At 69.4% G+C, this 25653-nt stretch carries 23 protein-coding genes and 1 tRNA gene; 3 read left to right on the top strand and 21 right to left on the bottom strand.

Features of this window, described 5'->3' with window-relative positions; translation table 11 throughout:
- Positions 1-32: 32 nt before the first annotated feature.
- From FHU35_RS30265 to dnaG, 11 genes are all read right to left on the bottom strand, one after another.
- Positions 33-155 (bottom strand): hypothetical protein, encoded by a 123-nt coding sequence (locus tag FHU35_RS30265; protein ID WP_281290278.1) that lies wholly within the window; start codon positions 153-155, stop codon positions 33-35.
- Between the two features lie 5 nt (positions 156-160).
- Positions 161-2413: an ADP-ribosylglycohydrolase family protein gene (locus FHU35_RS28860; RefSeq protein ID WP_186459671.1), complete on the bottom strand. Its 2253-nt coding sequence runs from the start codon at positions 2411-2413 to the stop codon at positions 161-163.
- A gap of 2 nt (positions 2414-2415) precedes the next feature.
- Complete coding sequence (locus tag FHU35_RS28855; RefSeq protein ID WP_145745541.1) at positions 2416-8037, bottom strand: WXG100-like domain-containing protein; 5622 nt, start codon at positions 8035-8037, stop codon at positions 2416-2418.
- Between the two features lie 2 nt (positions 8038-8039).
- Positions 8040-8354, bottom strand: coding sequence for a WXG100 family type VII secretion target (locus FHU35_RS28850; RefSeq protein ID WP_145745540.1), 315 nt, complete (start codon positions 8352-8354; stop codon positions 8040-8042).
- Entirely contained in the window at positions 8351-8911 is a 561-nt protein-coding gene (locus tag FHU35_RS28845) for a YbaB/EbfC family nucleoid-associated protein (RefSeq protein ID WP_145745538.1), read from the bottom strand. Before FHU35_RS28845 ends, FHU35_RS28850 begins: the two co-directional genes overlap by 4 nt.
- A gap of 325 nt (positions 8912-9236) precedes the next feature.
- Positions 9237-9806 (bottom strand): thymidine kinase, encoded by a 570-nt coding sequence (locus tag FHU35_RS28840; RefSeq protein ID WP_145745536.1) that lies wholly within the window; start codon positions 9804-9806, stop codon positions 9237-9239.
- Positions 9807-9834: 28 nt separating this feature from the next.
- Entirely contained in the window at positions 9835-10509 is a 675-nt protein-coding gene (locus FHU35_RS28835) for a DUF899 family protein (RefSeq protein ID WP_145745534.1), read from the bottom strand.
- A 153-nt stretch (positions 10510-10662) separates the two neighbouring features.
- A tRNA-Asn gene (locus FHU35_RS28830) sits at positions 10663-10734 on the bottom strand.
- Positions 10735-10847: 113 nt separating this feature from the next.
- Positions 10848-11609 carry a trans-aconitate 2-methyltransferase gene (locus FHU35_RS28825; protein WP_145745532.1) on the bottom strand — a complete coding sequence of 254 codons (762 nt, stop codon included), beginning with the start codon at positions 11607-11609 and terminating at the stop codon, positions 10848-10850.
- A gap of 76 nt (positions 11610-11685) precedes the next feature.
- On the bottom strand, positions 11686-12213 hold the full coding sequence (locus FHU35_RS28820) for a hypothetical protein (RefSeq protein WP_246110636.1): 528 nt from the start codon (positions 12211-12213) through the stop codon (positions 11686-11688).
- Positions 12210-14102 carry a DNA primase gene (gene dnaG, locus FHU35_RS28815; protein WP_145745530.1) on the bottom strand — a complete coding sequence of 631 codons (1893 nt, stop codon included), beginning with the start codon at positions 14100-14102 and terminating at the stop codon, positions 12210-12212. Before dnaG ends, FHU35_RS28820 begins: the two co-directional genes overlap by 4 nt.
- 69 nt (positions 14103-14171) lie before the next feature.
- On the opposite strand from dnaG, the gene FHU35_RS28810 reads away from it, so the two are divergent.
- On the top strand, positions 14172-15059 hold the full coding sequence (locus FHU35_RS28810) for a sigma-70 family RNA polymerase sigma factor (RefSeq protein WP_145745528.1): 888 nt from the start codon (positions 14172-14174) through the stop codon (positions 15057-15059).
- Between the two features lie 197 nt (positions 15060-15256).
- Here the strand turns inward: FHU35_RS28810 and FHU35_RS28805 are convergent, their stop codons facing one another.
- The 6 genes from FHU35_RS28805 to FHU35_RS28780 all read right to left on the bottom strand — a co-directional run bounded on the left by FHU35_RS28805 (position 15257) and on the right by FHU35_RS28780 (position 21388).
- Positions 15257-15823: a carboxymuconolactone decarboxylase family protein gene (locus FHU35_RS28805; RefSeq protein WP_145745526.1), complete on the bottom strand. Its 567-nt coding sequence runs from the start codon at positions 15821-15823 to the stop codon at positions 15257-15259.
- Between the two features lie 78 nt (positions 15824-15901).
- A complete protein-coding gene (locus FHU35_RS28800; RefSeq protein ID WP_145745524.1) occupies positions 15902-16993 on the bottom strand; it encodes a serpin family protein in 1092 nt (363 codons plus the stop codon).
- Positions 16994-17399: 406 nt separating this feature from the next.
- Positions 17400-17585: a hypothetical protein gene (locus tag FHU35_RS28795; RefSeq protein ID WP_093420954.1), complete on the bottom strand. Its 186-nt coding sequence runs from the start codon at positions 17583-17585 to the stop codon at positions 17400-17402.
- 179 nt (positions 17586-17764) lie between these two features.
- Positions 17765-19042: a deoxyguanosinetriphosphate triphosphohydrolase gene (locus FHU35_RS28790; RefSeq protein WP_145745523.1), complete on the bottom strand. Its 1278-nt coding sequence runs from the start codon at positions 19040-19042 to the stop codon at positions 17765-17767.
- A 217-nt stretch (positions 19043-19259) separates the two neighbouring features.
- A complete protein-coding gene (locus FHU35_RS28785) occupies positions 19260-19913 on the bottom strand; it encodes a YdcF family protein (protein ID WP_246110635.1) in 654 nt (217 codons plus the stop codon).
- A gap of 89 nt (positions 19914-20002) precedes the next feature.
- Positions 20003-21388 (bottom strand): glycine--tRNA ligase, encoded by a 1386-nt coding sequence (locus FHU35_RS28780; RefSeq protein ID WP_145745521.1) that lies wholly within the window; start codon positions 21386-21388, stop codon positions 20003-20005.
- Between the two features lie 192 nt (positions 21389-21580).
- Between FHU35_RS28780 and FHU35_RS28775 the strand changes: the two genes are divergently transcribed.
- The gene (locus FHU35_RS28775; protein ID WP_425474197.1) at positions 21581-22027 is read left to right on the top strand and encodes an ArsR/SmtB family transcription factor; all 447 of its coding nucleotides are present in this window, start codon (positions 21581-21583) and stop codon (positions 22025-22027) included.
- On the top strand, positions 22024-22449 hold the full coding sequence (locus FHU35_RS28770; protein ID WP_145745519.1) for a Fur family transcriptional regulator: 426 nt from the start codon (positions 22024-22026) through the stop codon (positions 22447-22449). Before FHU35_RS28775 ends, FHU35_RS28770 begins: the two co-directional genes overlap by 4 nt.
- On the opposite strand, the gene FHU35_RS28765 is transcribed toward FHU35_RS28770, so the two are convergent.
- The 4 genes from FHU35_RS28765 to FHU35_RS28750 form a co-directional block, all read right to left on the bottom strand.
- A complete protein-coding gene (locus tag FHU35_RS28765; protein WP_145745517.1) occupies positions 22446-23147 on the bottom strand; it encodes a TIGR03943 family putative permease subunit in 702 nt (233 codons plus the stop codon). The genes FHU35_RS28770 and FHU35_RS28765 overlap by 4 nt on opposite strands.
- Positions 23147-24091 carry a permease gene (locus tag FHU35_RS28760; RefSeq protein ID WP_145745634.1) on the bottom strand — a complete coding sequence of 315 codons (945 nt, stop codon included), beginning with the start codon at positions 24089-24091 and terminating at the stop codon, positions 23147-23149. The genes FHU35_RS28765 and FHU35_RS28760 overlap by 1 nt, the downstream gene beginning before the upstream one ends.
- A gap of 254 nt (positions 24092-24345) precedes the next feature.
- The gene (locus FHU35_RS28755; protein WP_145745515.1) at positions 24346-24771 is read right to left on the bottom strand and encodes a hypothetical protein; all 426 of its coding nucleotides are present in this window, start codon (positions 24769-24771) and stop codon (positions 24346-24348) included.
- 3 nt (positions 24772-24774) lie between these two features.
- Complete coding sequence (locus tag FHU35_RS28750) at positions 24775-25605, bottom strand: isoprenyl transferase (RefSeq protein WP_145745514.1); 831 nt, start codon at positions 25603-25605, stop codon at positions 24775-24777.
- Positions 25606-25653 lie beyond the last annotated feature (48 nt).

Raw genomic sequence — 25653 nt, 5'->3', positions numbered from 1 at the left:
TCGACACCTTCGGTGATGTTGAAAGGCACGCGTCAGCCCTCGGGAACCAGCCGCACACCACTCAGGTCGACCTTGCGGCCACCCGCTTCCCCGATCTGGAAGCCCTGCGCACGCAGCCACCGCTCGACCAGCTCAACGGCCTCGCTCTTGTCCACCGAACTCACCAATTCGGGTAGCGCCCGGCCCAGTCGTCGGACTCCTCGTACGGGTTGCGCTGGGCGAAGTTCCAGTACGCCTCATCGGCCAGTTCGCGGATGACCTCACCGACGTCGAGGGCCTCCACCCATTCGCGCGGCAGGCCTGCGATCCCGGCCCTGGCTCCGACCATCGCACCGGCGAGCGCGCCGGTCATGGCGCTTCGGCCGGAGTGGTTGACCGCCACCGTCAACGCCGTCCGAGGGTCGTACTCGCGGCGGGCCGCGGCGAACACGGCGCGTCCCAGGACCGAGAACGTGTCGACACCACCGCCGATCTGCTCGATCTCGGTGATGTCGTGCTGGAGGAACTTGAACCAGCGCTTATGCACGTCGCGAAGCAGGTCGCGCGCCTGCTGCTCGGGAGGTGTCGCCGGTGTGGCGTAGGGGCCTTCCAAGAGGTCGAGCACCCGGATGCAGACGGCGTTGCCTGCCTTCTGCCGCAGGAACAGCCTGGACAGCAGCTGTTCCAGCACTGCGGTGGCAACCAGGTCGTCCGGCGTCCGCCGCCATCCACCGGTCGGGAACCCGTTCCGGGCCAGGGCACCGGGCAAGCCCCAGGCCAGCATCATCGGCCCGAACAGCCCGTGGTCCCCGCCGGGCTCGGCCACCGCCGCCCGCACCGCCTCGACGAGCTGCGGCGGAACCCCGCGCTGCGCGTGCAGTTCCGGAACGCGCACCAGCCAGCCGTCGGGTTCTGGGTGCTCTGCGGCCAGCGTCCCCGCCGCCTGCTGCCAGGGCACGCCCTGGGTGACCAGGAAGCGCGCGTGCGCGGAACGCATGGCGCTGTCCCCGTTCTTCCCAGCGCTCCCGCGAATGGCGCCTTCGGTCAGGAACATCATCAGCTGGGTCCGCCACGACACCTGCCCCGGGCGTTCGAAGACGACCTGCAGGTCGGTGATCCCGGCCGGCCCGAATCGCTGCTGAATCTCAGCCCACGACAAGCCGTCGACGGCGGTCCCCAGCGCGTCCCCGATCGCGAAACCGACGAAAGCGCCGACCACCGAGTGCCACGAGGTGTGCGGATCGGTTCCGCCCATGCGCGGGTACTTGCCGAAGGTCTCGACCGCAGGCCAGACGCGACCGGCCTGGTCGTGCAGCGACATCAGGCCGTTCGCGCGGAGATCCGTCGGCCAGGTCTCGGCGGAGAGGTCGTCCCCGGCCGAGGGCAGGACCTGGTAGCCACGGCTGTTGCGCGTCTTCCAGGCCTCCGCGGTGAGCAGCTTGGCCCGCTCGTCGAGCGTCAGGTTGAACCCGCTCTCCCGCGCGTCCGCGACCTTCTGCCGTGACAGCGTGGGCGGCGTCGGCAGGCCGAACTGCTGCTGGAGCGCGCGGGCGTGGTCATCGAGCGAGCCGTCGAACCCCGGTTCGGTCTCGATCGTCGGTTCGGCTGGCAAGTAGGCCTGCGAAGACGCGAACACCCGGTACTTCGTCGGCAGTTCCGCGAGTTCGGCCGCAGTCACCTTCTGAGACGGGTAGCTCCCGTCGTTGATGACCATCGTGGCGGTCGGGTAGCGCTGAGCGAACGTCGCGACCTTCATCCGCCACCACCGGAGCGCCGAAGGGATCCGTTGCGGCGAGCTGTAGACACGGATCGCTTCGGTGCCGTGCTGCGAGAACGAGTGCGCGTCGCTGTGGAGCTCCTCCGAACCGAGCTGCAGCGGCACCAGCACCTCCGTGCCGTACAAGCCGGCCAGGAACTTCTCGCGATCCAGCTGCTTGAGCTCGTGATGGTTGAGCAGCGCTTCGAGCTTGTTGTGGTGCCGAGGAAAACCGCAGCGCAACGGCCCGGGCTTGTAGGCCGGGTTGGCCTTGCCCTCCTTGCGCCCGTCGGGATGCTGGATCTCCCAACCGGCGATCTTGACGCGAGGCACGCCCAGCTCGAACAGCTCCGCAGCCTGGTACTCGGGATCGACGATCTCCGCGTACGCCTGCTCACCCGGCCACACGACCGGCTTCGAAAACCCCGGACGCGGCGTGGTGTTCGCGAACCGAACCTGCCCCTCGGGCTCGGTCACGATCAACGCCGGAGGCGGGAAGATCTCCTTGCCCGGGTCGCCGTGATCCAGGAACGCGACGTTGCCGTACGGCACGAACCAGCCCTCGGGCACCTGAGAAACCCGCTCGTGCTCAACTCGGACACCGTCAGACTCCCCAACGCGCTGCCCGGACGCCCGAAGCCACCGCTCCGCAAGCTCAATCGCACCCGACTTCTCCACGGTCAGCGGTTCCTCCCCGGTTGCCGTTCCTCATCACGTCCCGATGCCGAACTCATCCACCGGATCCCTGCCGGCGTCGGCGCCCATGCGCCGGTGCCCTTGTCGAACGTCCCCAGCAGCGACTCGGGCCCCTCGGCGTCCTGGACGTAGATCTCAGCACGCCCGGTGAACTCGCCCGCGCCGAGTTCTTCCTGGTCGAACGGTATCCCCATACCGTTCGGATCGGGCGCCTCGTAGCGGAGCGTCAGTGCCGAGTCCGGGCGATCGTCGATCTGGCCCGGCCCGAAGTCCAAGGCCGCGTCCTTGCGGAACGTTACCTGCCGACCATCCGCAGCCAGGAGCGTGGACGACTCCTGATTGCCCAGGTACATGGCCGCCAGATCCGCTGGAATGGTCGCTTCCCGGTTGTGCGTCACCGACGCCTGGTCGCCGTCACCACGCCCATCAAGGGAGCGGCCCACATCGCTGCGATTCCCCTGCCCGGGCGTGGCTCCCATGGGGCCTGCACCGCCGCCGGGCTGCTGTCCCGGAACCGAGCCACCGGACGTCGGAGACGGACCGGTGGTGGAGCCAACACCGGATGTTCCGCCCGGCGACACCGCACCGGAGGAAGGTTGAGCCATGGCCTGACCTGCGGTCCCACCAGCCGTCGAGTCCGCAGCCCTCGCGCTGCCGGTGGACGAGGAACTTTCCGTGGAAGCCGCGGCGGACGGCGGAAGGCTTCCTCCCGCTCCGGTTCCGGACTCGGTACCTGCCGACGTGCCGGGAGTCTGAGGCAGGTTGTCCAAGCCCAGCTCACCGGAGATGGAGCGATTCACAGCGTCGGGAGCGACCGGCGAGCTCGCACCACCTGCCGACCGGTCACCACTGCCGTCCTGGCTACCCGGTCCAGACGGGACGGTCTCCTGCGACTCATGACGGTGTCCCGGCTGTCCCGATTCAGTGCCAAACCGCGTGTGGTCTTGAGACTCGACCGACGGCACGCTCGACGTGTTCACCAGCGGCCCCAGCTCGTACTCGTCCTCGGCCTCAGGAACCGTGCGCAACGGGTTCGCGTGCTGGCCGAACCAGGGGCCTTCCTGGCGCCACCGGCTCGGCGCCTGCCTCGGTTCACGATCATCGGAAGTCGTGTCCGATGTGGACTCGGAGTCCGCCGACGCCTCTGCGTCATCAACGTACTGTGGCTCGTCTTCAACGAGCGGAATCTCCGATGTGGATGGACCGTCCTGCGGGGCATCCGGGTCCGACACCTCAGACGTGACCTGCGGTGTGTGCGGATCCGGTTGCGGGGCACTGTGAGCGGAGTGCGGCAGGTTGAGTCCGGCTGAGGTGTTGGTCGCCTGGTCCGGAGCTGTTCCGAACGGCAGCAGTTCGATCGATTTCGGCGGATGCGGAAGATCCATCAGCCGCCCCGACTGCGGATCGATGAACGCGACGCCCTCCGAGGTGTTCACGACCATGGCGACGTGCCCGAGCGTGTTGTCGGCATTCGTCGGATCCGCGAACCGCACCCCGATGACAGCATGGGACCCGGTCGGCTCCTGGGACATCCTGTGGATGACGCTGTCGTAGTTCTGCCCGTGGAATTCCCACTGACCGCCGAGATTCTGCTGGACGTACTCCTTGGTGCCCTTGGCCGAGAGCTCCTCAGGACGCACCGGCTCGATCGGTTCATCACGGCCGACGAGCTGCTTCGCGTAGTTGACGACGCACCGGGTGCAGTTCGTCTGCCACCCGTTCTCGAAGCCGCCCGGCGCGTAGAAGTTCGGGTTGGTGCCGGGCAGCTTCGAGTGATTCGCCTCGACGTACTCCGCACCGCGCTGGGGGTGCGCCGTAGCCGCATGGATGGCGGGCAGGCTGTGCACACCCGGCGTGCCGTGGGAAAGGCTGCTCCAATCCGGAGACCCGTCGGGGTGGGTCGGCAACGGCGGCACGGCGGGCACATCGCCATGGGCACCGAACAACTCCTGCGGTGCGCCCATCGGCGTGTCGTCGTCCAAGGCCGACTGCACGTCGCCTCCGTCGGGATCCTCACCCGACAACATGCTTTCGATTCGGTTCGAGCTGCGCGCCTCGATGATCTCGGCATCAGCCGCCGATCGTTCCTGCCGATCCGCGATGCGTTCGCGCGTCTCCTCCGGGCTGAGGTACCGGGGATCACCGGGAAGGATCTCTTCGGCGTGGATGACCCACTTCTGCCTGCCTGCGACCGTTTTCCCATCGGCGTCGATGGTGGCCGGGATCTCGACGAGTTCCTTGCTGTGCACGTAGAGCTGAGCGCCGGGCAGGAGCGCCGCCTCACGCTCGTCGGTCTTGCTGGCGAGCTCCTGCATCCGTGCCGCGGTCTTGGATTCGATGTGCAGCTCAACGCCACCTTCGAAGCCCGACTTCTCGTCAGGCGACTGCTTCATCGCCATGCTGGTCACCGAGTGCTCGACCGTGACCTGTCCCGGCTCGTAGTGACCGGCGGTGAGTTCTGCCGCGCGAGGGTCGCTGAAGCGCAGCCCGCGAATCGCCGGACCGACGTACGTGGGCGCTTCCTTCATGCCGGACACGATCGCCTGCAGCATGTGCATGTCGGTCGCGGTGAGCTTGCCCTCCCGGCAATGGGAGTTCAGCCTCGCGAAGACGTCATGGCTGGTGTAGCTATGAGCCGCGAGAGCTCCGTCCTTCGACATCGACCGAAGCTCGGGATGCCCCTGCAGGCGCTCCTCCACCCTGTCCAGGAGGTGTTCCAGCCGGTCCTCGTCCGCACCCAGCACTTCCTTGAGCCGCTGGAACGCTCCGGGAGGCGCCTTGTAATCGGGGTCCAGGCAGAAGTCGAGGTTCTGCTCCGGACGCGGGAGCTTCGGCTCCTTCTCGAGCTCCTCCAGCAGTTCGCGCTCGGCGTCGGAATTCTCATCAGCGCGATCGCCCGATTCCAAATCGGGATCGAGAGCGTGCGCGATGTCGCGCGGCTCAGATGAGGGGGCGCGATCAGTCTCGGACTTCTCATCCGTCCCGTCGACGTCCGACTTCTCTGGCTCGGACGTCTCCGGCTTGTTCTTCGGTTGCTCGGCCTCGTCCGGTGTCTTGCTCGGTGCAGGCCCGTCGGTATCCCGCACCTGCTCCGGCATCGCTGCGCTGCCGTCGTGGCCGGTACCGCGACCGGCATCCTGCTCAGGGGAAACCGGCTGGGAAGGAGCGTCTCCTGCCCCCTCCTTGTTGTGCGGGCGGTCCGTCCGCGGCACCTCGGTCTTGGGTGCCGTGGACGACGGCCGTTGCGTTGGAGGCGTTCCGCCTTGCCGGTTTCGCAGCGGAGCCTGCGCTGGGCCGGTCTGCTGCTGCGGCAGCTGCCCCTGCAAACCGGTATGGCCCCTCGGAATCGGGGCCTGCCGCGGCTGTTGGGGCACCTGTTCTTGGCGAGGCGTGTTGCTTGGGACCTGGTGCGGGTTCGCGGCTGGGTTGGGCCGTGCTCCGTTCGGAAGAGGAGGAGCCGGCGGCTGCGCCTGCCGAGGCGTGGTCGGGCCGACCTGTTGATGACCGGCTTGCCCTGTCACCGGAGCGCGCGGACCCTGCTGCGGCGGCTGGGGACCCTGGTTCGGGGTGGTCTGCGGTGGGCCGTGGAGCGGGGCGGGGTGGGCTTGCTGGGGTGGCGGGGCTTGCTGGAAGCCCTGCTGGTGGGTGGGTTGCGGTGCGTGCGGCCGGTAGGCGGCTTGGCCCGTGTTGAGCTGGCCCTGGTGCTGCCAGGGTTGAGCCTGTGGGGGCGTGTAGTGCGGGCCGCGCTGCGGCGGGTGCTGACCCTGCGGCGGCTGCTGCTGGCCTTGCGGCGGCTGCGGCGGGTGCTGGCCTTGATGCGGCTGGAACTGGCCCTGCTGAGGTTGGGCGTGCTGGGGGCGCCCCTGCTGAGGCTGGTTGTGCTGAGGCTGGTTGTGCTGAGGATGTCCCTGCTGCGGCTGGTGGTGCTGCGGGGCGGGGCCGTTCTGGACGTTCTGCGGAGGCAGCTGGCCGCGCTGCTGGTAGCCGCCCTGCTGGGATTGCTGCTGGAAGCCGCCCTGGTGCGCCCCTTGGTTCGGGGAGAAGCCCGCAGGGCCTGGTTGGGCGGGCATTCCGCTGGGGCCGAAGCCGCCCGCGCGCGGGGTTCCGCCGGGTCCCATCGGTGGCTGGCCGCCGGGGCCCATGCCCTGGGACGAGCCCTGCATGCCGAAGCTGCCCGGTTGCTGTCCCGGAGCGGCGCCGGGCTGCGGGCCGCCTTGACCACCTGAGTGCTGAGCCGCCGCCCCAGGCATCGCCGAACCGACGCCAGCAGAACCTGGTGCGGCACCGGTGGTTTCGGGACGCTCCATGGTCGCGGCACCGGAAGCCGTCGTCGCCGCAGGCTCGGAGGGGCGGCTCTCGGACGAGCTCGACCCGTTCGACGAACCGGAATCAGCCGAAGCACCGCCCGCGGAATCCGATCCGCTCGAAGCCGCAGGACCGCCACCGGAACCCGCACCACCACTGGAATCAGATCCTGATTCCGCCGCACTGGAAGCGGAATCAGGTGCTGCACCGGAACCGGATTCCGCCGGGGAGGAACCTCCCGGCCCCGACTCTCCCGCCGACGTCGCGCTCTCGGCCGCGCCGCCGGCCACCGAGCTCGCCGACTCCGCCGCGCTCCGCGCGTTCGCCGCGTCGGAGAAGCCGTCCTTCGCGCCCCCTGTCCCACCGTCGACCGCACCGCTGGAGGCACCCATGAGCACGTCGCCCGCGGAGAGATCGCCCAGCTGGCCGGTCATGGCGGCCTCGCCGACGCTGCCCAGCACGCCTTCGGTCGCGCCCTTGGCGGCGTGGCCGGCCACGCCGCTGCCCGAGTGGGACACCGCGTCACCGGCGGCGTTGCCCACGGCGCGGCCGCTGACCAGGTGACCTGCGACTCCTCCCGCCACACCGCCGACGGCGGAGTCCTTGGTCTTGCCCCAGTCCCAGGAATCGCGATCGCCCTTGGCCATCTGCACGCCCTGGATGCCGGCGTCGAGAGCCACCTCCGAGCCGACGTTCATCGCCACGGTCTTGCCCAGGTTGCCCAGCGCCTGCTTGCTGAGCAGCTTCTGCAGGCCCTCCTTGAGGACCTTCTCCAGCGCCTCGCGGACGACCTTCTTGACCCCCTGCTGCGCCAGTTTCTGCACCAGCTGCCGGAAGATCATCTGCACGGCGGCGCGGGTCGCCAGCTGCGCGGGCACGACTCCGGCGGTCGAAGCGCCGAAGCTCACGAACGCCGCGGCGATCAACGCGGCGATCTGGATCGCCAGCATGATCAGCGACGCGATGATCATGTACTTGGTGTACTCGATGTCCAGCGCGGTCTTGTCGCACGCTTCGGCGAGGCCGTTGCAGGAGTCGCCGAGCGAGGTGAACACCGGTGACTCGCCCGCGGTGAACTTCTTCCAGGTCTCGTCGAACTTCTGCGCGGCTTCGCCCTGCCAGGACGCCAGGACCTCGCGCGCCGCCGCGTTTCCCGCGTCCATCGCGTCGGGTAACGCCTGCGCGGCCTCGGTCCAGGCGTCGCGGAGTTCGCGCAGCTTGTCCTCGTCGCCTTCCGGCCAGCTCTCACCGACGACGATCGGCAGCAGCCACTTGACCTCGTCCGGGATCTCCAGGCCCACGCCTAGATCTCCACGCCCGAGATGTTGCCGGCCTCGCCCTGGTCGATCGACTCGAAGTCGTTGGCCGCGCCCTCGACCTGCCCGCGCAGGTTGTGCAGGGCCTCCTGGACGGCGGAGAGGGCTTCGGTCACACCGTCGGATCCGGGCACGTAGTCCTTCGAGAAGGCTTGACCCGACTCGTCGTTGCCCCAGCAGTCGCCCTGCGCTTGCAAGGACTGCTGCAGCCGGCTGAGGATGGACTCGACCTGATCAGCCGCACCGTCGAACTTCGCCGCACCGCCGCGAACGCGGTCCGGCTCCATCTGAGCGCCGGTCATCGACCTTGTCCTCCCACGAGCCAGGTGCCGGGCAGGCCGTCGTCGGGATCGTCATCGACCGGGCGGCGTCGGGGCTGACCCGACGACGCGGGAGCCTGCGGAGCCGGAGCCTGCGGGGCCTGAGCGGGCGCGGGCTGCTCGGTGAAATCCGGGATCTCGGGCATGAGCCCCTTGAGCGAAGGTGCGCCCTCGATGAGATCCGGGAGATCGGGCAGATCTTCGGTCGCCGGCGCCACCAGGTCGGCCATCTGCTTCTTGACCTGCGCACTCGCGGCGTGGAGGGTCTCGATCACGGTCTGGGAGAGCTTCTGCGGATCGGTGCGCTGGAAGTTCTTGGTGGCGAAGTCCAGCGAGGTCATGGCTCCGGAGGCGTCCACGGTGATCGTCACTGAGCCGTCTTCGGAAGTCACCGTCGCCGTCGTGGACGACGCCGCCTCCTGCGCCTGCTCGAGGATCGCCGTCTGCTGGTGGAACTTGTCGAGCAGGCCGCTCACTTGTTCCTTGATCGCGGCGTTCCTCGCTTCGAGCGTCGCCCGGTCTTCACCCGCCCCGGTCACCGCTGCCCCATCTCTGTCGTCACGTCAGCCCTGGCCGCCCGGCACCTTATCGGCCGCACCCCTGGCACACGCCCAGTTCCGCCGAGCATCACCAACCGTTCGCACGAGCGAACGCGACCTTTCTCCAGCGGAACGTGCGAAATCCGATCTGGAGCCGTTTTGCGAAGAACACCCGAGGCTCGACTGCGCATTGGGTCCCCGCGTAGCCCATTCGCGGTTAGTGGGCGAGGTTTTCGGTCATGGCTTCGTTCGCGTGGTGGCGGATCTCGTCGAGTCCGCGCTCGCGGGCTCCGGCGACGACAGCGATCGCGGGCCGGGCTCCTCGTCAGCCGAGCGTGCCGACCTTGTGGAGATAGCAAGTGCCGCACATGGATTCGTATCCGACGTCGCCATCGATGGCGACCTGGTTGCCGTCCTGGGTGAACACGCCGTTGACCGTGCGCGCGTTGAGCGTCGCCTTGCGGCCGCAGCGGCAGATGGTCTTGAGCTCCTCGATGGAGTGCGCCAGCTCCATCAACCGCAGGCTCCCGGGGAAGCCGCGAGACCGGAAGTCGTTGCGCAGCCCGTAGGCGATCACCGGAATCCCGTCGAGAACGGCGAGCCGGAACAGGTCCTCGACCTGCACGCCGGTGAGGAACTGCGCTTCGTCGACGAGCACGCAGTCCGGAGCCCCTGCCGCCAGCACGACGTCGCGCAGAGCCGTGTCGGCGTCCGCGACGACGTCGACCTCCCGCATCACGCTGATCCGCGACAGCACCACCGGGCTCTTGGTGTCGATCTCGGGCTTGACCACGAAGACCTGCTGCCCGCGCTCCTTGTAGTTGTGCGCGACCTGGATCAACGCCGTCGACTTGCCGGAGTTCATCGCCCCGTACCGGAAGTAGAGCTTCGCCACGACCGAACACGCTAGCGACGCCGGGCGGTCAGCCGTACGTCGGGTATTGCGGCCACCCGGCCGGGCTGTCCTCCCATTCCTGCTGGCGACCGTAGACCGTGCGGTCCATGATCTGGGCCACCGGCAGGATCGCCTCCGTGCCGCGAGCCGTGGTCATGTAAGTCAGGTAGGGCGTGCCGTCCTTGAGCAGGTAGTAGGAATAGCCGGGCTGCGGCCACTCCGCGCCCTGGTCGTCCTGCTGCGTCCAGCCCCAGTCGTAGTGGTAGCCGGTCCCGGCCGACGAGACCCAGAGGTGGTCCCAGCCCTTCATCGCCCGCCACGCCTCGAGCTTCTCGATCGGAGCTTGCGAGACCATCGCGAAGGCGATCCCCTCATCGGTCAGCCGGTGCATGTCGGCGGGCAGGTTGTCGACCGCCCAGGTGCAGCTCGGGCACCCGCTCTCCCAGTCCGTGCCGAACATGACGTTCTGCACCAGCAGCAAGTACCCGTCCCCGAACAGCTCGGTCAACCGCACCGGACCGCTGGGGCCGGTGAAGGTGTAGTCGGGCACCTCGACCATCGGGAGCCTGCGTCGGCCGGCCGAAACCCGGTCGTTGTGCCGGGTGACCTCCTTCTCGGCCACGACCTGCTCGGCGAGCGCCGCGTCGAACCGAGCACGGTCGACGACTTCGGGTGCGACGTGCGGTTGGTCCTGCTTCCCCACTGCGGGTCTCCTGTCTCACGGTGATCCGGCGCCGATGACGCGTCCGAAGGTGAGACCACTCCGGCGTCAGGAACTCATCGGCACCGACGAGGACGACGGAGCACGCGCACGAAGAAAAACAACCCCAGGTCGCATGACCTGGGGTTGTTTCGGCTCCTCCGACTGGACTCGAACCAGTAACCCTTCGGTTAACAGCCGAATGCTCTGCCATTGAGCTACGGAGGAATGTTCTCTTGTCACCGCCACTCTCTCGCGGTGGTGACAACTACTTTAGCTGATGCCCGGAAGGGGTTTCACGCCACCCCCACGGTTAGCTTCGCCACGAACATCTGTGCAGGTCACACACGGTGAGCGACGACGAAGACGCGGCGGAAGGGGAACCAGGTCACTCCGTCCGGACGTTTCGGATAGGCGGTGGACAGCCGATTCGACAACTCCGTTCGGAACTCGGTCCACTCCTCGTCGTCCAATGCAGCTCGGACCGGCCGCAGCGCTGTTCCGGTCACCCATTCCAGCACCGGGGCGTCGCCGCGCAACGCGTGCACGTAGGTCGTCTCCCAGGCGTCGACTTCGAGATCCGGATCGGCGAGCTCATCGGCGTACTCCAGAGGGCTGCGCACGACGTCGGAGTAGCGCAGCACGCCGTCGAGCTTCCCGCGCCAGCGCGGCTCCGACACGAGCTCGCGGATGGCGGCGTGCGACGGGGCGTCGAAGTTGCCGGGCACCTGGAAGGTGAACCAGGCGCCGCCGGGCAACTGCGACAACCAGCGGTGCAGCAGCTCGACGTGGTCCGGGATCCACTGCAGGACCGCGTTGCACAGCACGACATCGGTGTCCGGCTGCGGCTTCCAATCCCGCACGTCCTCCACGCGCGCCGGAACCCCTCGCGAACGCGCTTCGGCGACCATCGCCTCGGAGGAGTCCAGCGCCTCGACCTCGGCGCGCGGCCAGCGGCCGGTGAGCAGCGAGGTCAGGTTCCCCGCACCGCACCCGAGGTCGACGACCCGCCTGGGACTCTCGGCGCGGACTCTGGCGATCAGGTCGAAGGCCGGGCGATCGCGCTCGTCGCTGAAGGTCAGGTACTTGCCGGGATCCCACATGCCGCCACCTCCGCTAGCAGTACGCCCGTACCGTATACCGGTCGCGAGGGTCCCGTCGAGGGTGCGGAGGAAGGGCTCAGGCAGGCAGGTCGCGGGATTCCCGCAGGCGCTCCACCAGAGCCCCGGCCAACCGGTCGAGGGCCGGTTCATCGGTGCCCGGGTCGGGGCGGATCTGGAGCTCGATGCCGTTGCGGCCGGGAACCTTGCGCTGGAGGAACCACGCTCCGCCGCCCGGCAGGTCGCGGTGGTGGCGGGAGCGGATCGAGCGGTTGACCCGCTCGTGGACCACGTCCGGCAACCGCGTCTCTCCGGTCAGCACCAAGCGGCGGGGCTGCAGATCCCGCAGGAAGACCGCGCCGTCGATCCGCCGGGCCTCCTCGGCCTCGGTCACGGTGAGGACGCCGTTGCCCCAGGTGGCCTTGCTGACCAGGTGCCAGCCGATCCGCCGTCCTTCCGGGAGCCAGAGGCCGAGGTGGGTGGCCAGCACCGCGCCGTCCTCGCCGTCGGCCGCCGACAGGACCTGCTCGTCGACGTCGAGGCTGCCCGGGAAGTCCACCGGGACCTCGGCGGTTCCGCTCAACTTCGCCAGCAGTCTCTTGATCACAGGGTCGTTCCCATCGCCTGGTCCAGCAGTGCCTTGCGGTATCCCTCCAGGGCGACCATGTCGCCGAACAGGGCGTTGTACTCCTCCGCGTCCTCCAACGGCGACATCCGCTGGACCTTCGACTTGATGTCCGCGATCTGCCTGCTGACCAGGCGTTCCTGCAGCCGCGCGATGATCGCTCCCACGTAGCGCGGGTCGTCCTCGGTCGTCCACTCCAGCGCCTCGACCGCGAGCTGGGTGGACAACCGCGACGCGACCTGGCTCTCGCAGCGCTGCGAGACCGCGTCGACCAGCCCCGCGCCGCTCAAGCCCGAGGTCGTGCCACCGGCGGCCAGCAACGCCTTCTGCAACTCGGCGTAGACCGGCTCGGTGAAGGCCTCGGCGGGCAGCGAGTCGTAGAGCGGACCCGCCAGAGCCGGGACCTGCAGCGCGGCCTTGAGCGCTTCCCGCTGCAACCAGCGGGGGTCGTGCCTCGGCGGACGCGGCGGCAGCTCGACGTCCATGCCCAGCGACTGCTGGTTCTCCTCGCGGCGCGGTCGGCGCTGCTTGCGGACGGGAGCTCCTGAGCTCTCCCGGACCCGCTTGACCACCTGGTTCTCGTCGTTCCAGCCCGCCCACCAGGCGAGCCGGGCCGCGTAACCGTCGCGGCTGGCCGGGTCCTTGATCTGGGCGATCAGCGGGACCGTGCGCTTGAGGGCGGCGACGCGGCCGTCCACCGAGTCCAGGTCGTAGTCGGTGAGCAGGCTGCGGATCGCGAACTCGAACAGCGGCCTGCGCCGGGCCACCAGGTCGCGCACGGCGGCGTCGCCCTGAGCCTCGCGCAGCTCGCAGGGGTCCATGTTGTCCGGGGTGATCGCCACGTAGGTCTGGCCGGCGAACTGCTGCTCCCCGTCGAAGGCCTTCATCGCCGCCTTCTGCCCGGCCTCATCGCCGTCGAAGGTGAAGATGACCTCGCCGCGGAAGGCGTCGTCGTCCATCATCAGGCGCCGCAGCACCGAGATGTGCTCGTCGCCGAAGGCGGTGCCGCACGAGGCGACCGCGGTGGGCACACCGGCCAGGTGCATGGCCATCACGTCGGTGTAGCCCTCCACGACGACCGCCTGGCGGCGCTTGGCGATCTCGCGCTTGGCCAGGTCGATCCCGAACAGCACCTGCGACTTGTTGAAGATCGGCGTGGCGGAGGTGTTGACGTACTTGGCCTCGATCGGGTCGTCGTCGAAGATCCGCCGCGCACCGAAGCCGACCACGTCACCGCCGAGGTCCTTCAGCGGCCACAGCAGGCGCCGGTGGAAGCGGTCCATCGGGCCGCGCCTGCCCTCGCGCGACAAGCCGCACTTGATCAGTTCCTCGGCCTCGAAGCCCTTGTTGAGCAACAGCTTCGTCAGCTTGTCCCAGCCGCTGGGGGCGAATCCGCAGCCGAAGCGCTGAGCGGCGGCCTCGTCGAAGCCGCGCGTCGTCAGGTACTCGCGGGCCGGCTGGGCCTCGGGCGAGCGCAGCTGCTCGGCGTAGAACTCGGCGGCGATGCGGTGCGCCTCGACCATGCGCGCCCGGCTGCCGCGGTCGCGCTTGGGTCCCGGCGTGCCGCCCTCGTAGGTGAGCTGGAGACCGACCCGGTCGGCCAGCCGCTCCACCGATTCGACGAAGCCGAGGTGCTCCATCTTCATGATGAAGGCGATCGCGTCGCCGCCCTCGCCGCAGCCGAAGCAGTGGAAGGTGCCGTGGCTGGGGCGGACGTTGAACGACGGGGTCTTCTCGTCGTGGAACGGGCACAGGCCCTTCTGCGCGCCGCCGCCCGCGTTGCGCAGCGCGACGTACTCACCGACGACGTCGTCGATCCGGTTGCGATCGCGCACCTCGGCGATGTCGCTCTCCCGGATCCTCCCTGTCACGTCACCCAGTCTAGGGCCAACGAGATCGGCCACGACCGGGTGTCCGCCCGGTGCGGCAGAATCACTCCGGTGAGGCCTGACACCAGCACTCTCGCCGCCGAGTTCGACGGGCACCGAAGCCGTCTCATCGGTCTCGGCTACCGGCTGACCGGGCGGCTCGCCGACGCCGAGGACGCCGTGCAGGACTCGTGGCTCCGGCTGGTCGACACCGATCACGAGGAGATCCGCGACCTGGGCGGCTGGCTGACCACCGTGGTGAGCCGGCTGTGCCTGGACCGGATGCGCTCGGCTGCCGTGCGGCGCGAGAGCTACGTCGGACCCTGGCTGCCGGAACCGCTGGTGAGCGCGGTGGACGCGGATCCGGGCGACATCGTCTCCGGCCAGGAGGATCTGCGGATCGCGGCGATGCGGGTGCTCCACGAGCTGCCGCCGGACCAGCGGCTCGCGCTGGTGCTGCACGACGGGTTCGAGGTGCCGTTCGCCGAGATCGCCGAGGTGCTGGGCTGCAGCGTCCCCGCCGCGCGCCAGCACGCCTCCCGCGCGCGGCGGACGATGAGCGACGCCGCGCCCCCGGAGCGGGTCCCGATGCCCGAGCAGCAGCGGGCGCTGGAGGACTTCCTGACCGCGGTGGCGGCCAAGGACCTCGCCGCCCTCACCCGGCTGCTGCACCCGTCGGCCACCGTCTACGGCGACAGCGGCGGCAAGGCCCGCACCGCGCGGCGCCCGGTCGTCGGCGCCGAGAAGGTGGCGCGGTTCGCGGTCGGGCTCATCGACAAGTACGGCGCGGAACTGGTCGGCGACGTGCGCCCGGTCCTGATCAACGGCGATTTAGGAGTGCTGTTCCCCGGAATCCCGGAAGCAGGCCCCCGGGTGTTCACGCTGGCCGTCCGCGACGGACGACCAGCGGAGATCTTCGACATCGTCAACCCCGACAAGCTGACCCGCGTGGAGTTCTAGGGGCTGTTGAGGAGTGCGGCGGAGCCGCTGTTTCAGGTGTGGGACTCAGCCCGCACCGCCACGGGTTCTGATCGCCTTCGTGGCGAGTACGCCGGGACGCCTCGTATTGGCATACTCAAGGAGCGGCGCACGGAGACCACGAAGGCGATCAGGTTCCGCCACCCGCACCGCCAAGCAAAGCAATTCATCAACAGCTCCTAGGGCATCGGCACTCGGCAGGCCTCGCCGCTGGTGAAGCCCTGGGCGGTCAGACCCAGCGCGTGGTTGATGCGGGAGCGCTGGGTCTCGACGGCGATCATGTAGGTCAGCTCGACCACTCCCTTGTGACCGAGGCGTCGGTCGAGTTCGGCGACCTGCTCCTCGGTGACCTGCATGGGCTGTTCGGTCATCGCGTCGGCGTAGGCGATGACCAGCCGTTCGATCTCGGTGTACTTCTCCGAGGTGCGGTAGTCGTCGATCTCCTTGAGCCGGTCGATGTCCAGGCCCTCGTTGCGCTGCAGCATCGTGCCGAAGTCGACGCACCACGAGCAGCCGATCTTGGTGGCGGCCCGGTAGACGGCCAGTTCCCGCAGGTTCGCCGGCAGCGCCTTCGCAGCCTTCTCCAGCGCCAGCTCGGACACGCCCGAGGCCATCAGCAGGCCCTGGTGGTGGGCGACCACGGCCAGCGGGTCCAGCACCGCGCCGTAGCGGCGTTTCGAGAACCGGTAGGTGAGCCTGGTCAGCAGGTTGGCTTCGCTGGTGGGCACGCCCGGAATGCGCGGCATGTGCTCGCTCCCTCCTCGCCACCCCGGTTGTCGGGGTTCGTCACCGGATGACGAGAGAGGGCGCCGAAACGTGACAGATCAGCTCGGATCGGTGATGCGCGACAGGAAGTAGATCGCGCCGCTGTCGCGGTGGCGCACCAGGAACAGGAACGGGCGGTCCACCTCGACGCGCACCGGTTCCGGCTCCCGGACGATGGCGGTCAAGCGCATCATCATCGCGGTCGCCGCCGCTCCTTCCAGCCCTGCCTCGTCGACGTCGAGCACCGATTCGTGCAGCACCTGCGACACCCGCAGCGACCGGTCGGTCAGCGGCGTGAAGTCGGCGGCCGGGGTGAACAGGTCGCGCACTCCGAGGGAACCCAGCGGTTCGGTGAGCTCCGCACTCCCGGAAACCTTGAAGCGCGGCAGGAAGAGCTCGACCTTGCGCTGCTCCAGGGCTCCGAGCAGCCCGGACAGGCGCTCGGCGTCGAGCTGGGGCTCTGCCTCCGCCAGGTCGGCGTCGGGCAGTAGCACGACCGCCTCCGCTCCCCCTGCGGCCGGGATGCTGACCGCCTGCCAGCCGTCGGCGGACGCGTGGCCGAAGGTGCGCGCGGCCGTCATGGTGGGCACGTCCCGGTCGCCGCCCGGGGCGTGGAAGGGGCGCTCGGTCGTCTTGGCCGTCTCGAACGCCTCGCGCCAGGAGACCTTCAGGTACAGGGCGTTGACCAGGGCCGCGACGGTCTGCGGGTGGACGGCGCCGGTGGGCAGCAGCTCGGGGATGAGGTCGCGGGTGGTCTCGGCGACGTCGGCGTTGATCAGCTTGCGCGCGGCCTCCGGGTCGTCCTGGAACGGCGCGTTGCGCACCGCGCTGCCCGGCCAGTCCTGCAGCGCCAGCCGGTAGGACTCCTCGATCGGCAGGTCCGCGTGAGTCCAGAGGGTGTTGGCGACCGCCAGCACCGGTTGCTCGCCGGAACCGGCCGACAGCTCCGCTGCCCGGCCGAGCACCTCCAGCAGGCTCGCGGGCTCTTCGCGCAACGCGCCGACCAGCTCTTCACGGGTGCGCCCGCCGGTGGCCGTGGCCGCGAGCCCGAGCGCACTGCTCACCGAGTACGGCGACCAGCAGAACGTCTTCGCCGCTGGCGGAGCCAGCCTCGCGTGCAGGGCCAGGGTGAAGTCGAGGTGATCGTTCACGTCGGCAGGGCTCCGTTCCGCGTCGGGGAGGCTCGGGCTTGATCCCGAGTCTGCCAGAGCGCGGCGCCCCACCAGGGTCACGAACGACCCCGGCTTCTAGTGGCTGTGTATGAACTGCTTTGCGTGGCGGTGCGGGTAGCTGAACTGAGCGCCATCGTGGACTCCGTGCGCCGCTCCTTGAGTATGCCGATACGAGGCGTCCCGGCGTACTCGCCACGAAGGCGATCAGAACCCGCGGCGGTGCCAGCTGAGTCCCACACCTGAAACAGCGGCTCCGCCGCCTTCCTCAACAGCTTCTAGCCGACTCTCCCGTTCCGGTTCTGACACGTCCTCTGGCGAGCGCCCCGCGACATCAGGACGCCCGGAGTCCAGGAGACGTGTCAGGTACCAGCGGGCGGAACGACCGTCAGCGCAGCGATTCCTCGATGTCGCTCAGACCCATGAGGCGCAGCTCCTGGGCGATGTACTCGGCGGCGCGCTGGCCCGCGGGGTCCTGCCATCGGAGATCTTTGATCCAGTCGGCCAGGTTGTCCGCGTTCACGTACGGCTCGCCACCGACGACGAGCTTCTGGATGTAGTGCCGGTTGCGCATTCGGGGTCTCCTCGCGGCCCGGCGCCGGGGAACGACGGGCCGCCGCCGCTCGGCTCGGGGTGCCGAGCGGTACGGGGATCGGGGCACATGCCGCCGCGCCGGCAGGACCGCCGGACGACACTCTGGGTGAGGATTGTTCCCGACGATCCGAGATCCATTCACCCCCATTCGGATTAACGTCACAGGTTTTTGGACACGCTGTGTACATGCTGTTCGTGCCAGAACACAGCCTGCGCATCCGTCAGCGAGGCGACCTGGTCCAGAACCAGCCGATACCGGGATGAATCACCCGAAGCTCGCATCCAGGCATCGCGCATCACAGGATCCAGCGAACCGGGCGCGTTCGCGCTCAACGCCTCGACGAGTTCGGCCAGCTGCTCCCGCTGCCTCGCCTGCATCCGCCGCCGCTCGCCGTCGTGCAGCACGTAGCGCACGGCCATCGCCTTGAGCACCGTCACCTCCGCGACGGCCTTCTCCGGCAGCACCAGGTCAGCTCCGTACCGGGTGAGCCCGGAACCGAAGCGCGCGACCGTGCCGCCCACCGCGGCGGCCACGAAGCGGCCGACGAGCTCGCTGGTCAGCCGCTTGAGCGCGACCTGCGCGGACAAGGTCCCGTCGTGGTCGAGCGCGGCGGCCACCACCGGCCAGCGAGCCAGCTCCTCGGCGGCGTGCTCCAGCAGCGCCGTCTCGCCGCGGCGCAGGAAGCGCTCATCGGCCAGCTTCGCGATCTGCGCCCTCTCCTGCGGATCGGTCAGCGCGCGCAACGAGATCCGGCCGGAGATGACCGCGTCCTCGACGTCGTGCACCGAGTAGGCCACGTCGTCGGCCCAGTCCATGATCTGCGCCTCGAGGCAGCGCCTGCCCTCCGGCGCCCCCTCGCGCAGCCACTCGAAGACCTCCAGGTCGTCCTCGTAGGCGCCGAACTTGCTCTCGCCCGGGCGCTTGGGCCACGGGTACTTCGTGGCCGCGTCCAAGCAGGCACGGGTCAGGTTCAGGCCGCGCCCGATCTCGCCGGAATCGGTGACCTTCGGCTCCAGCCTGGACAGGATCCGCAGCGTCTGCGCGTTGCCCTCGAACCCGCCGCACCCGGTCGCCAGCTCGTTGAGCGCCCGCTCGCCGTTGTGCCCGAACGGCGGGTGGCCGATGTCGTGCGCGAGCCCGGCCGTGTCCACCAGGTCCGGGTCCGCGCCCAGCGCGGTGGCGATGCCGCGGCCGATCTGCGCGACCTCCAGCGAGTGCGTCAGCCGGGTGCGCGGCACGTCGCGGCCCTCGTTCGGCCCCATCACCTGGGTCTTGCCCGCGAGCCGGCGCAGCGCGGCGGAGTGCAGCACGCGGGCGCGGTCGCGCGCGAACGGGCTGCGGTCGTCGGGGTGCGCCGCCGCGGCCTCCTTCGGTGCTTCCGAGTGCAGCCGCCGCAGGTCGTGCTCGCCATAGCCGGCCAGGTTCGCGGAACTCATCGGACGAGGCTAAGCCCCGGAGATGACATCTCCACGCCACGACCCGGAGAACGAGGCCAACCGAGAGCGAACAGCACCGTCGAGACCACCCCACTCGGCACTTCCCAGTTTTAGTCATAACTGAGCCGACATTTCGGACATGATCATGGCTCGGTTTGGACTAAAACTGGGAGCTGCCGAGGACAGCGTCGCGCGGGGGCGGAGGTCGGAGCGGCGGTTAGCCGAGGCCGTCGCCGTTGAGCTCCGATGGGGCGTGGGTGAGGCGGTAGAACAGCAGAGCACCCGTCTCGCGGACGATGTACTTCATCTGGATCTCGCGGGTCTGCACGACCGGACCAGAGCGAGCCGGGGACGCCCAGGCTTCGAGTCCCATGTCGTTGGCCATCGTCCGAGCTCGCAGCGAGTGCCAGGGGTCGCTGACGATCAGCGCGCTGTCCCAGCGGCGCTGGTCGGACAGGTCCGAAACCGCCTGCATGCTGCCGAGGGTGTCGGTGCCGACGTCGACCTCGACGATCTTGTCGCGCGGCACGCCGTTCTCCACCAGCCAGTTCTTGCCCGCCTGGGCCTCGGTGTAGGCGTCACCGGCCTTGCGGCCGCCGACGGTGACGATGTAATCGGTCAGCCCGTCCTCGTAGAGCCCCAAGGCCTGCACCAAGCGCGCTTCGAGCACGTCGGACGGCTTGCCGTGGTACTGCGCGGCTCCCAGCACCACCACGATGTCCACCGGCTGCCGATCGTCCGCGCGCGCCTCCTGCCACACGCGGACCGCGGTGCCGCCGACCACGAGGATCGCCACCAGCAACACGCCGACGAGGGCGCGGGAGAGGATGCGACCGGTCCGCGACCGGTGGGCGGGATGATGTGCGCTCACTCAGGCATCCTCGCAGATGGCCGACCGGCCGCCACCGGGCCGGGCCCGCCTCGAAAACGCGCCCGGTGAACCGGTGTTCCGCATCAGCTTCAGCAGCCGATCAGCCTGGCGCCGAGGTACTCCTCGAGCTTGTCGATGGCCACGCGCTCCTGGCTCATCGTGTCCCGCTCGCGCACCGTGACGGCGTGGTCGGACAGGCTGTCGAAGTCGACCGTCACGCAGAACGGCGTGCCGATCTCGTCCTGGCGCCGGTAGCGGCGGCCGATCGCACCCGCGTCGTCGAAGTCGACGTTCCAGTTGCGGCGCAGCAGCGCCGCCACGTCGCGGGCCTTCGGCGAGAGGTCGGCGTTGCGCGACAGCGGGAGCACAGCGGCCTTGACCGGGGCGAGCCGCCGGTCGAGCTTGAGCACGACGCGCTTGTCGACCCCGCCCTTGGCGTTGGGCGCCTCGTCCTCGGTGTAGGCGTCGATCAGGAACGCCATCATCGGGCGTCCCACACCGGCCGCCGGCTCGATCACGTACGGGCGGTAGCGGGAGTTGCTGGCCTGGTCGAAGTAGGTCAGGTCCACACCCGAGTGGTTGGAGTGCGTGGTGAGGTCGAAGTCGGTGCGGTTGGCGATGCCCTCCAGCTCGCCCCACTCCTGCCCGCCGAAGCGGAACCGGTACTCGATGTCGACCGTCCGCTTCGAGTAGTGCGACAGCTTGTCGGTCGGGTGCTCGTACTCCCGGAGGTTGCCCGCGTCCACGCCCAGCCCGGTGTACCAGCGCATCCGCTGGTCGATCCAGTACTGATGCCACTGCTCGTCCTCGCCGGGCTCGACGAAGAACTCCATCTCCATCTGCTCGAACTCGCGGGTGCGGAAGATGAAGTTGCCCGGCGTGATCTCGTTGCGGAAGCTCTTGCCGATCTGGCCGATGCCGAAGGGCGGCTTCTTGCGCGCGGTGGTCATCACGTTGGCGAAGTTGACGAAGATGCCCTGCGCCGTCTCGGGCCGCAGGTAGTGCAAACCCTCTTCGGACTCCACCGCGCCCAGGTGGGTCTTGAGCATCATGTTGAACTCGCGCGGCTCGGTGTACTGGCCGCGGTTGCCGCAGTTCGGGCACGGGACGTCCGACAGGTCGTCCTCGGTGACCTCCTTGCCGGTGCGCTCGGAGTACTCCTCGGCGAGCTGGTCGGCGCGGAAGCGGCGGTGGCAGGAGGTGCACTCCACCAGCGGGTCGTGGAAGGCACCGACGTGACCCGAGGCCTCCCAGACCTGGCGGGGAAGGATCACCGAGGAGTCCAGGCCGACGACGTCGTCGCGGCCCTGCACCATGAACTTCCACCACTGGCGCTTGATGTTGTCCTTGAGCTCGACGCCGAGCGGTCCGTAGTCCCACGCCGACCGGGTACCGCCGTAGATCTCGCCGGACGGGAAGACGAATCCGCGGCGTTTGCAGAGACTGACGATCGTGTCGATCTGGTCGGCGGGCACGTTGCACTCCGGGAGAATTCACTGGAAACACGTCGAACCAGCTGGTCGAGCTGGAGTTTCCCAGCGTACCGATGGCGCAGCGCACGCGTTCGGCCTGGGCCGTGAGCGTTGCGGGGCCGTCCGCTCGCCGCGGGTGACCGCGTCGGCATCGACCGATCGGGGAGCTCACCGGCTACCCGTAGGATGGTGCGCGTGGAACGTCATGGCGTGGCCCCCGACCAGAGCAGCGCTCCGCGTCCGGATCGGCCTGAGGACCACGTCCACTCGCCGGACCGCGACGTGCGGCCGGTGCAGGTGCGCGACCAGCGGGTCCTGCACGACGCCGGTGAGCTGCTGCGGGCGCTGGCCGCGCCGGTGCGCATCGCCATCGTGCTGCAGCTGCGCACGTCGGAGCGTTGCGTGCACGAGCTGGTGGACGCCCTCGGCGTGGCGCAGCCGCTGATCAGCCAGCACCTGCGGGTGCTGAAGTCGGCGGGCGTGGTCTGCGGCGAGCGTCACGGCCGGGAGGTCATGTACCGACTGGTCGACGAGCACCTGGCGCATATCGTGGTGGATGCCGCGGCGCACGCCGAGGAGATCGCCCGCGAACGGGCGGGCAGCGACGCGAACGACGGCGGACGGGAGACGGAGACAGCGTGACCACCGGCCAGGAGCCCAGCGTGGGCGTACCGGGACTGCGGGCCACCAAGCAGCGGGCCGCGGTGTCGCAGCTGCTTGACCAGGTCAACGACTTCCGCTCGGCCCAGGAGCTGCACGAGGAGCTGCGGCGTCAGGGCGAGGGGATCGGTCTGACGACCGTCTACCGGACGCTGCAGACGCTCGCCGACGCCGGTGAGGTCGACGTGTTGCGCACCCCCTCGGGCGAGGCCGTCTACCGCCGGTGCTCGAGCCACCACCACCATCACCTGCTGTGCAGGCATTGCGGTCGCACCGTCGAGGTCGCCGATCCGCCGGTGGAGAACTGGGCCGAGCGCATCGGGCAGGAGCACGGCTTCTCCGACGTCAGCCACACCGTGGAGATCATCGGGACCTGCCCGGACTGCTCCGCGAAGGGCCTCTAGAACTCGTAGGTGTCCGGTGGAGCGGGAATCGTCGTGATCGCCAGCGGATCGACGGTGGGCACGTAGTCGTTGGCCTCGGTCGCCGTCCCCGGGCGGAGACGTGCGGTGATCTCGACCCAGGTGTCGGCGGGCAGCTCCTCCGCGCGCGGGCTGGCGAGGTCGACCTTGACCGGGGTCGCGTCCGCGGCGCAGCAGCTGATCCGCATCCTGACCAGCTGCGTCGTCTCCGGCGTCGGGTGGACGACGAAGCCCCGCAGCCGGACGTCGCGGTGGTTCAGCGCACCGGAGTCGTCCCAGACCACGCGGGTCAGGAACTCCGACATGCTCAGCACCGGTGCCTGACCTGGCGGCAGCGGTGGGAACCGGGCTTGGCTGGGGGCCGCAGGCGCGGCGGCGGCGCGATCGCGGGTGACCGAGTCCGAGCCCAGTGCGGGCGGGGCGATCAGGAAGATCGCCAGCACCGGCAGCAGCAGCATCCACGGACTGCGGGTGCCGTGCTCGTGCTCGTCCACGGCACGCCCGGCGCGGATGTCGCGCACGATGGCGAAGGCTGCCAGCGCGACCATCACCAGCCCGGCGACGATCAACCACGGCTGCAACGAGGGCTTGACGTAGCGCAGGTAACCGCCGGTCAGCGAGATCTTCAGCAGTGCACCGCCGAGCAGCACCAGCAGGATGTTCTGGGTCTCCCGCCGCATCACGCACCTCCCAGCAGCACGGCGCCGACCGCGCTCGCGCATCCGATCGCGACCAGGAACGTCGCCGGCGCGAAGCGCGCGGCGAAGCGACGGCCGAAGGCACCGGACTGCATCGCGATCAGCTTGAGATCGACCGCGGGTCCGACCACCAGGAACACCAGCTTGGGCAGCAACGGCAGCCCCGGCATGGAGGCGACCACGAACGCGTCGGCCTCGCTGCACAGCGCCAGCACCACCGCCAGCAGGGCCATCACCAGCACGCCGAGCAGGAGCTGACCGCCCAGCGTCTCCAGCCACTCAGCGGGCACCAGCACGTTGAACACCGCCGAGGTCAGCCCGCCGAGCACCAGGAATCCGCCGGCTTCCACCAGGTCGTGGCGCGCGGACTCGGCGAACACCGCCCACCTGCCGCCTCCGGTCTGGTGCGACTCGACGCGCCGCAGCGCTCTCTCGGCCAGCCACTCGGCCCGGCCGAGTCGCGACCACAGCCAGCCCATCACGCACGCGGTCAGCAGCGACCCCAGGAAGCGGGCCGGGACCATCCACAGGTCGCCGGGGAACGCCACGGCCGTGGAGACCAGGACGACCGGGTTCACCGCTGGAGCGGCCAACAGGAACGCGAGCGCGGCCGAGGGAGCGATGCCCTGCTGCATCAGCCGTCGCGCGACCGGCACCGAGGCGCACTCGCACCCCGGCAACGCCACACCGGCGAGTCCGGCGACCGGCACGGCCGCGCCCTCCCGCACCGGCAGGGCGCGACGCAGGACACCGGGCGGCACGAACGCCGCGATCAGCCCGCTGACCAGAACGCCGAACACCAGGAACGGCATGGCCTGCACGCACACCGCCACGAACACCGTCGAGCCGGTGCGCAGCGCGGGCACGTCCAGGATCGCGGTCAACTTCGGCTGGAAGAGCACGGCGAGAACCAGCACCCCGCACATCACCTCCAACGAGGTGATCGCGGGACGGCGCGTCCGCTGCGGCTCGACGATCTCGGTCACGAGCGCAATCGTGCCAGCACCGCGGGGGCGCCGTTCGTCACGTGCGCGCCCCAGCGGCGAAACCGCAGTTCAGATCGGGTCCCAACACACCGGCACATCACCCGGGCGGGTGTGACGCGGTTGTGGCCATCACTGGACCGACTCGATCACGTCCAGTCATGGCCATAACCGCGGGCGAGAACCGGCGAGCTGGATCAGATCGAGCCCTCGGACTCGGCGAGCAGCTCCGAGCGCAGCTGCGACGCCGTGGCGACGACCAGCATCAGCAGGGTGCCCAGCGGCGCCGGGTCCATGCCCTCCGCCGGGAACGCGTAGCGCAGGGTCACGTCCACACCGCGCTCGGTGCGGACCACGCCCAGCGTGCCGAAAAGGCCCTGGCCGGCTCGTTCCGCGACCGACTGCGCCAGCTCGTCACCGGCGGGCAGGTCCCACGCCACGACGCAGGTCAGGCTGAGCACCGTGAGGCCCTCGGCCAGCTGCATCGCCTGAACCGCGCACGGCACCTCGGAGTGCCGGAACGTCAGCGCACCGTCGTCGTCGACGTGCACGTCGTGGTAGTTCTCGAGCGCTTCCTTCGCCGCGGTCATCAACCGCGCGGTGGTTGCGGCCTCTTGGGTCATCAATTAGCCCTCCTGGGCCGACGTGGCTGTCGCCGACCGATCGATTGCGCCGCCGAAGCGGCGGTCCCGGCGCGCGTACTGCTCGCACGCCTGCCAGAAGTGCGTGCGATCGACGTCGGGGAACAGCGTGTCCTGGAAGACCATCTCGGCGTAGGCCGACTGCCAGAGCAGGAAGTTCGACGTCCGCTGCTCACCCGACGGCCGGATGAACAGGTCCACGTCCGGCATCTCCGGCTGGTAGGTGTACTTGGCGATCGTGCGCTCGTCCACCCGTTCCGGGTTGATCTTCCCGGCGGCCGCCAGTCGCGCGATCTCCCGCGCGGCGTCACCGACCTCCGCCCGACCACCGTAGTTCACGCACATCGTGAGGTTGAGGACTTCGTTGCCAGCGGTTCGAACCTCGGCGGCCTGCAAGGTGTTGACCACGCTCCGCCACAGCTTCGGCTTGCGGCCCGACCAGCGCACGCGCACGCCCATCTCGTCGAGCTCGTCGACGCGCCGGGCGATCACGTCCCGGTTGAAGCCCATCAGGAAGCGCACCTCCTCGGGACTGCGCTTCCAGTTCTCCGTGGAGAACGCGTACAGCGAAAGCCACTTCACGCCGAGCTCGATGGCTCCCTTGGCCAGTTCGAGCACCACGGCCTCGCCGCGCTTGTGGCCCTCGACGCGCGGCAGCCCGCGCTCGTTGGCCCAGCGACCGTTGCCGTCCATCACCACCGCGACGTGGTTGGGCACGAACTCCGCCGGCAACGCCGGTGGCTTGGCCCCCGAGGAGAGCGGCTCAGGTGCCCGAACGGTCGGGTCGTCCTTGCCTCGCCCACGGCGTCGCAACATATCCAGGTTCTCCTTCGGCGTGCTCGACGTGCGCGGCCATTGTCCCCG

Origin of the sequence: Saccharopolyspora dendranthemae, from assembly GCF_007829955.1 — a bacterium.
Classification (GTDB): Bacteria; Actinomycetota; Actinomycetes; order Mycobacteriales; family Pseudonocardiaceae; genus Saccharopolyspora; species Saccharopolyspora dendranthemae.
The sequence above is the reverse complement of the archived record's forward strand: the minus strand, read 5'-3'. Positions and strand labels throughout refer to the sequence as shown.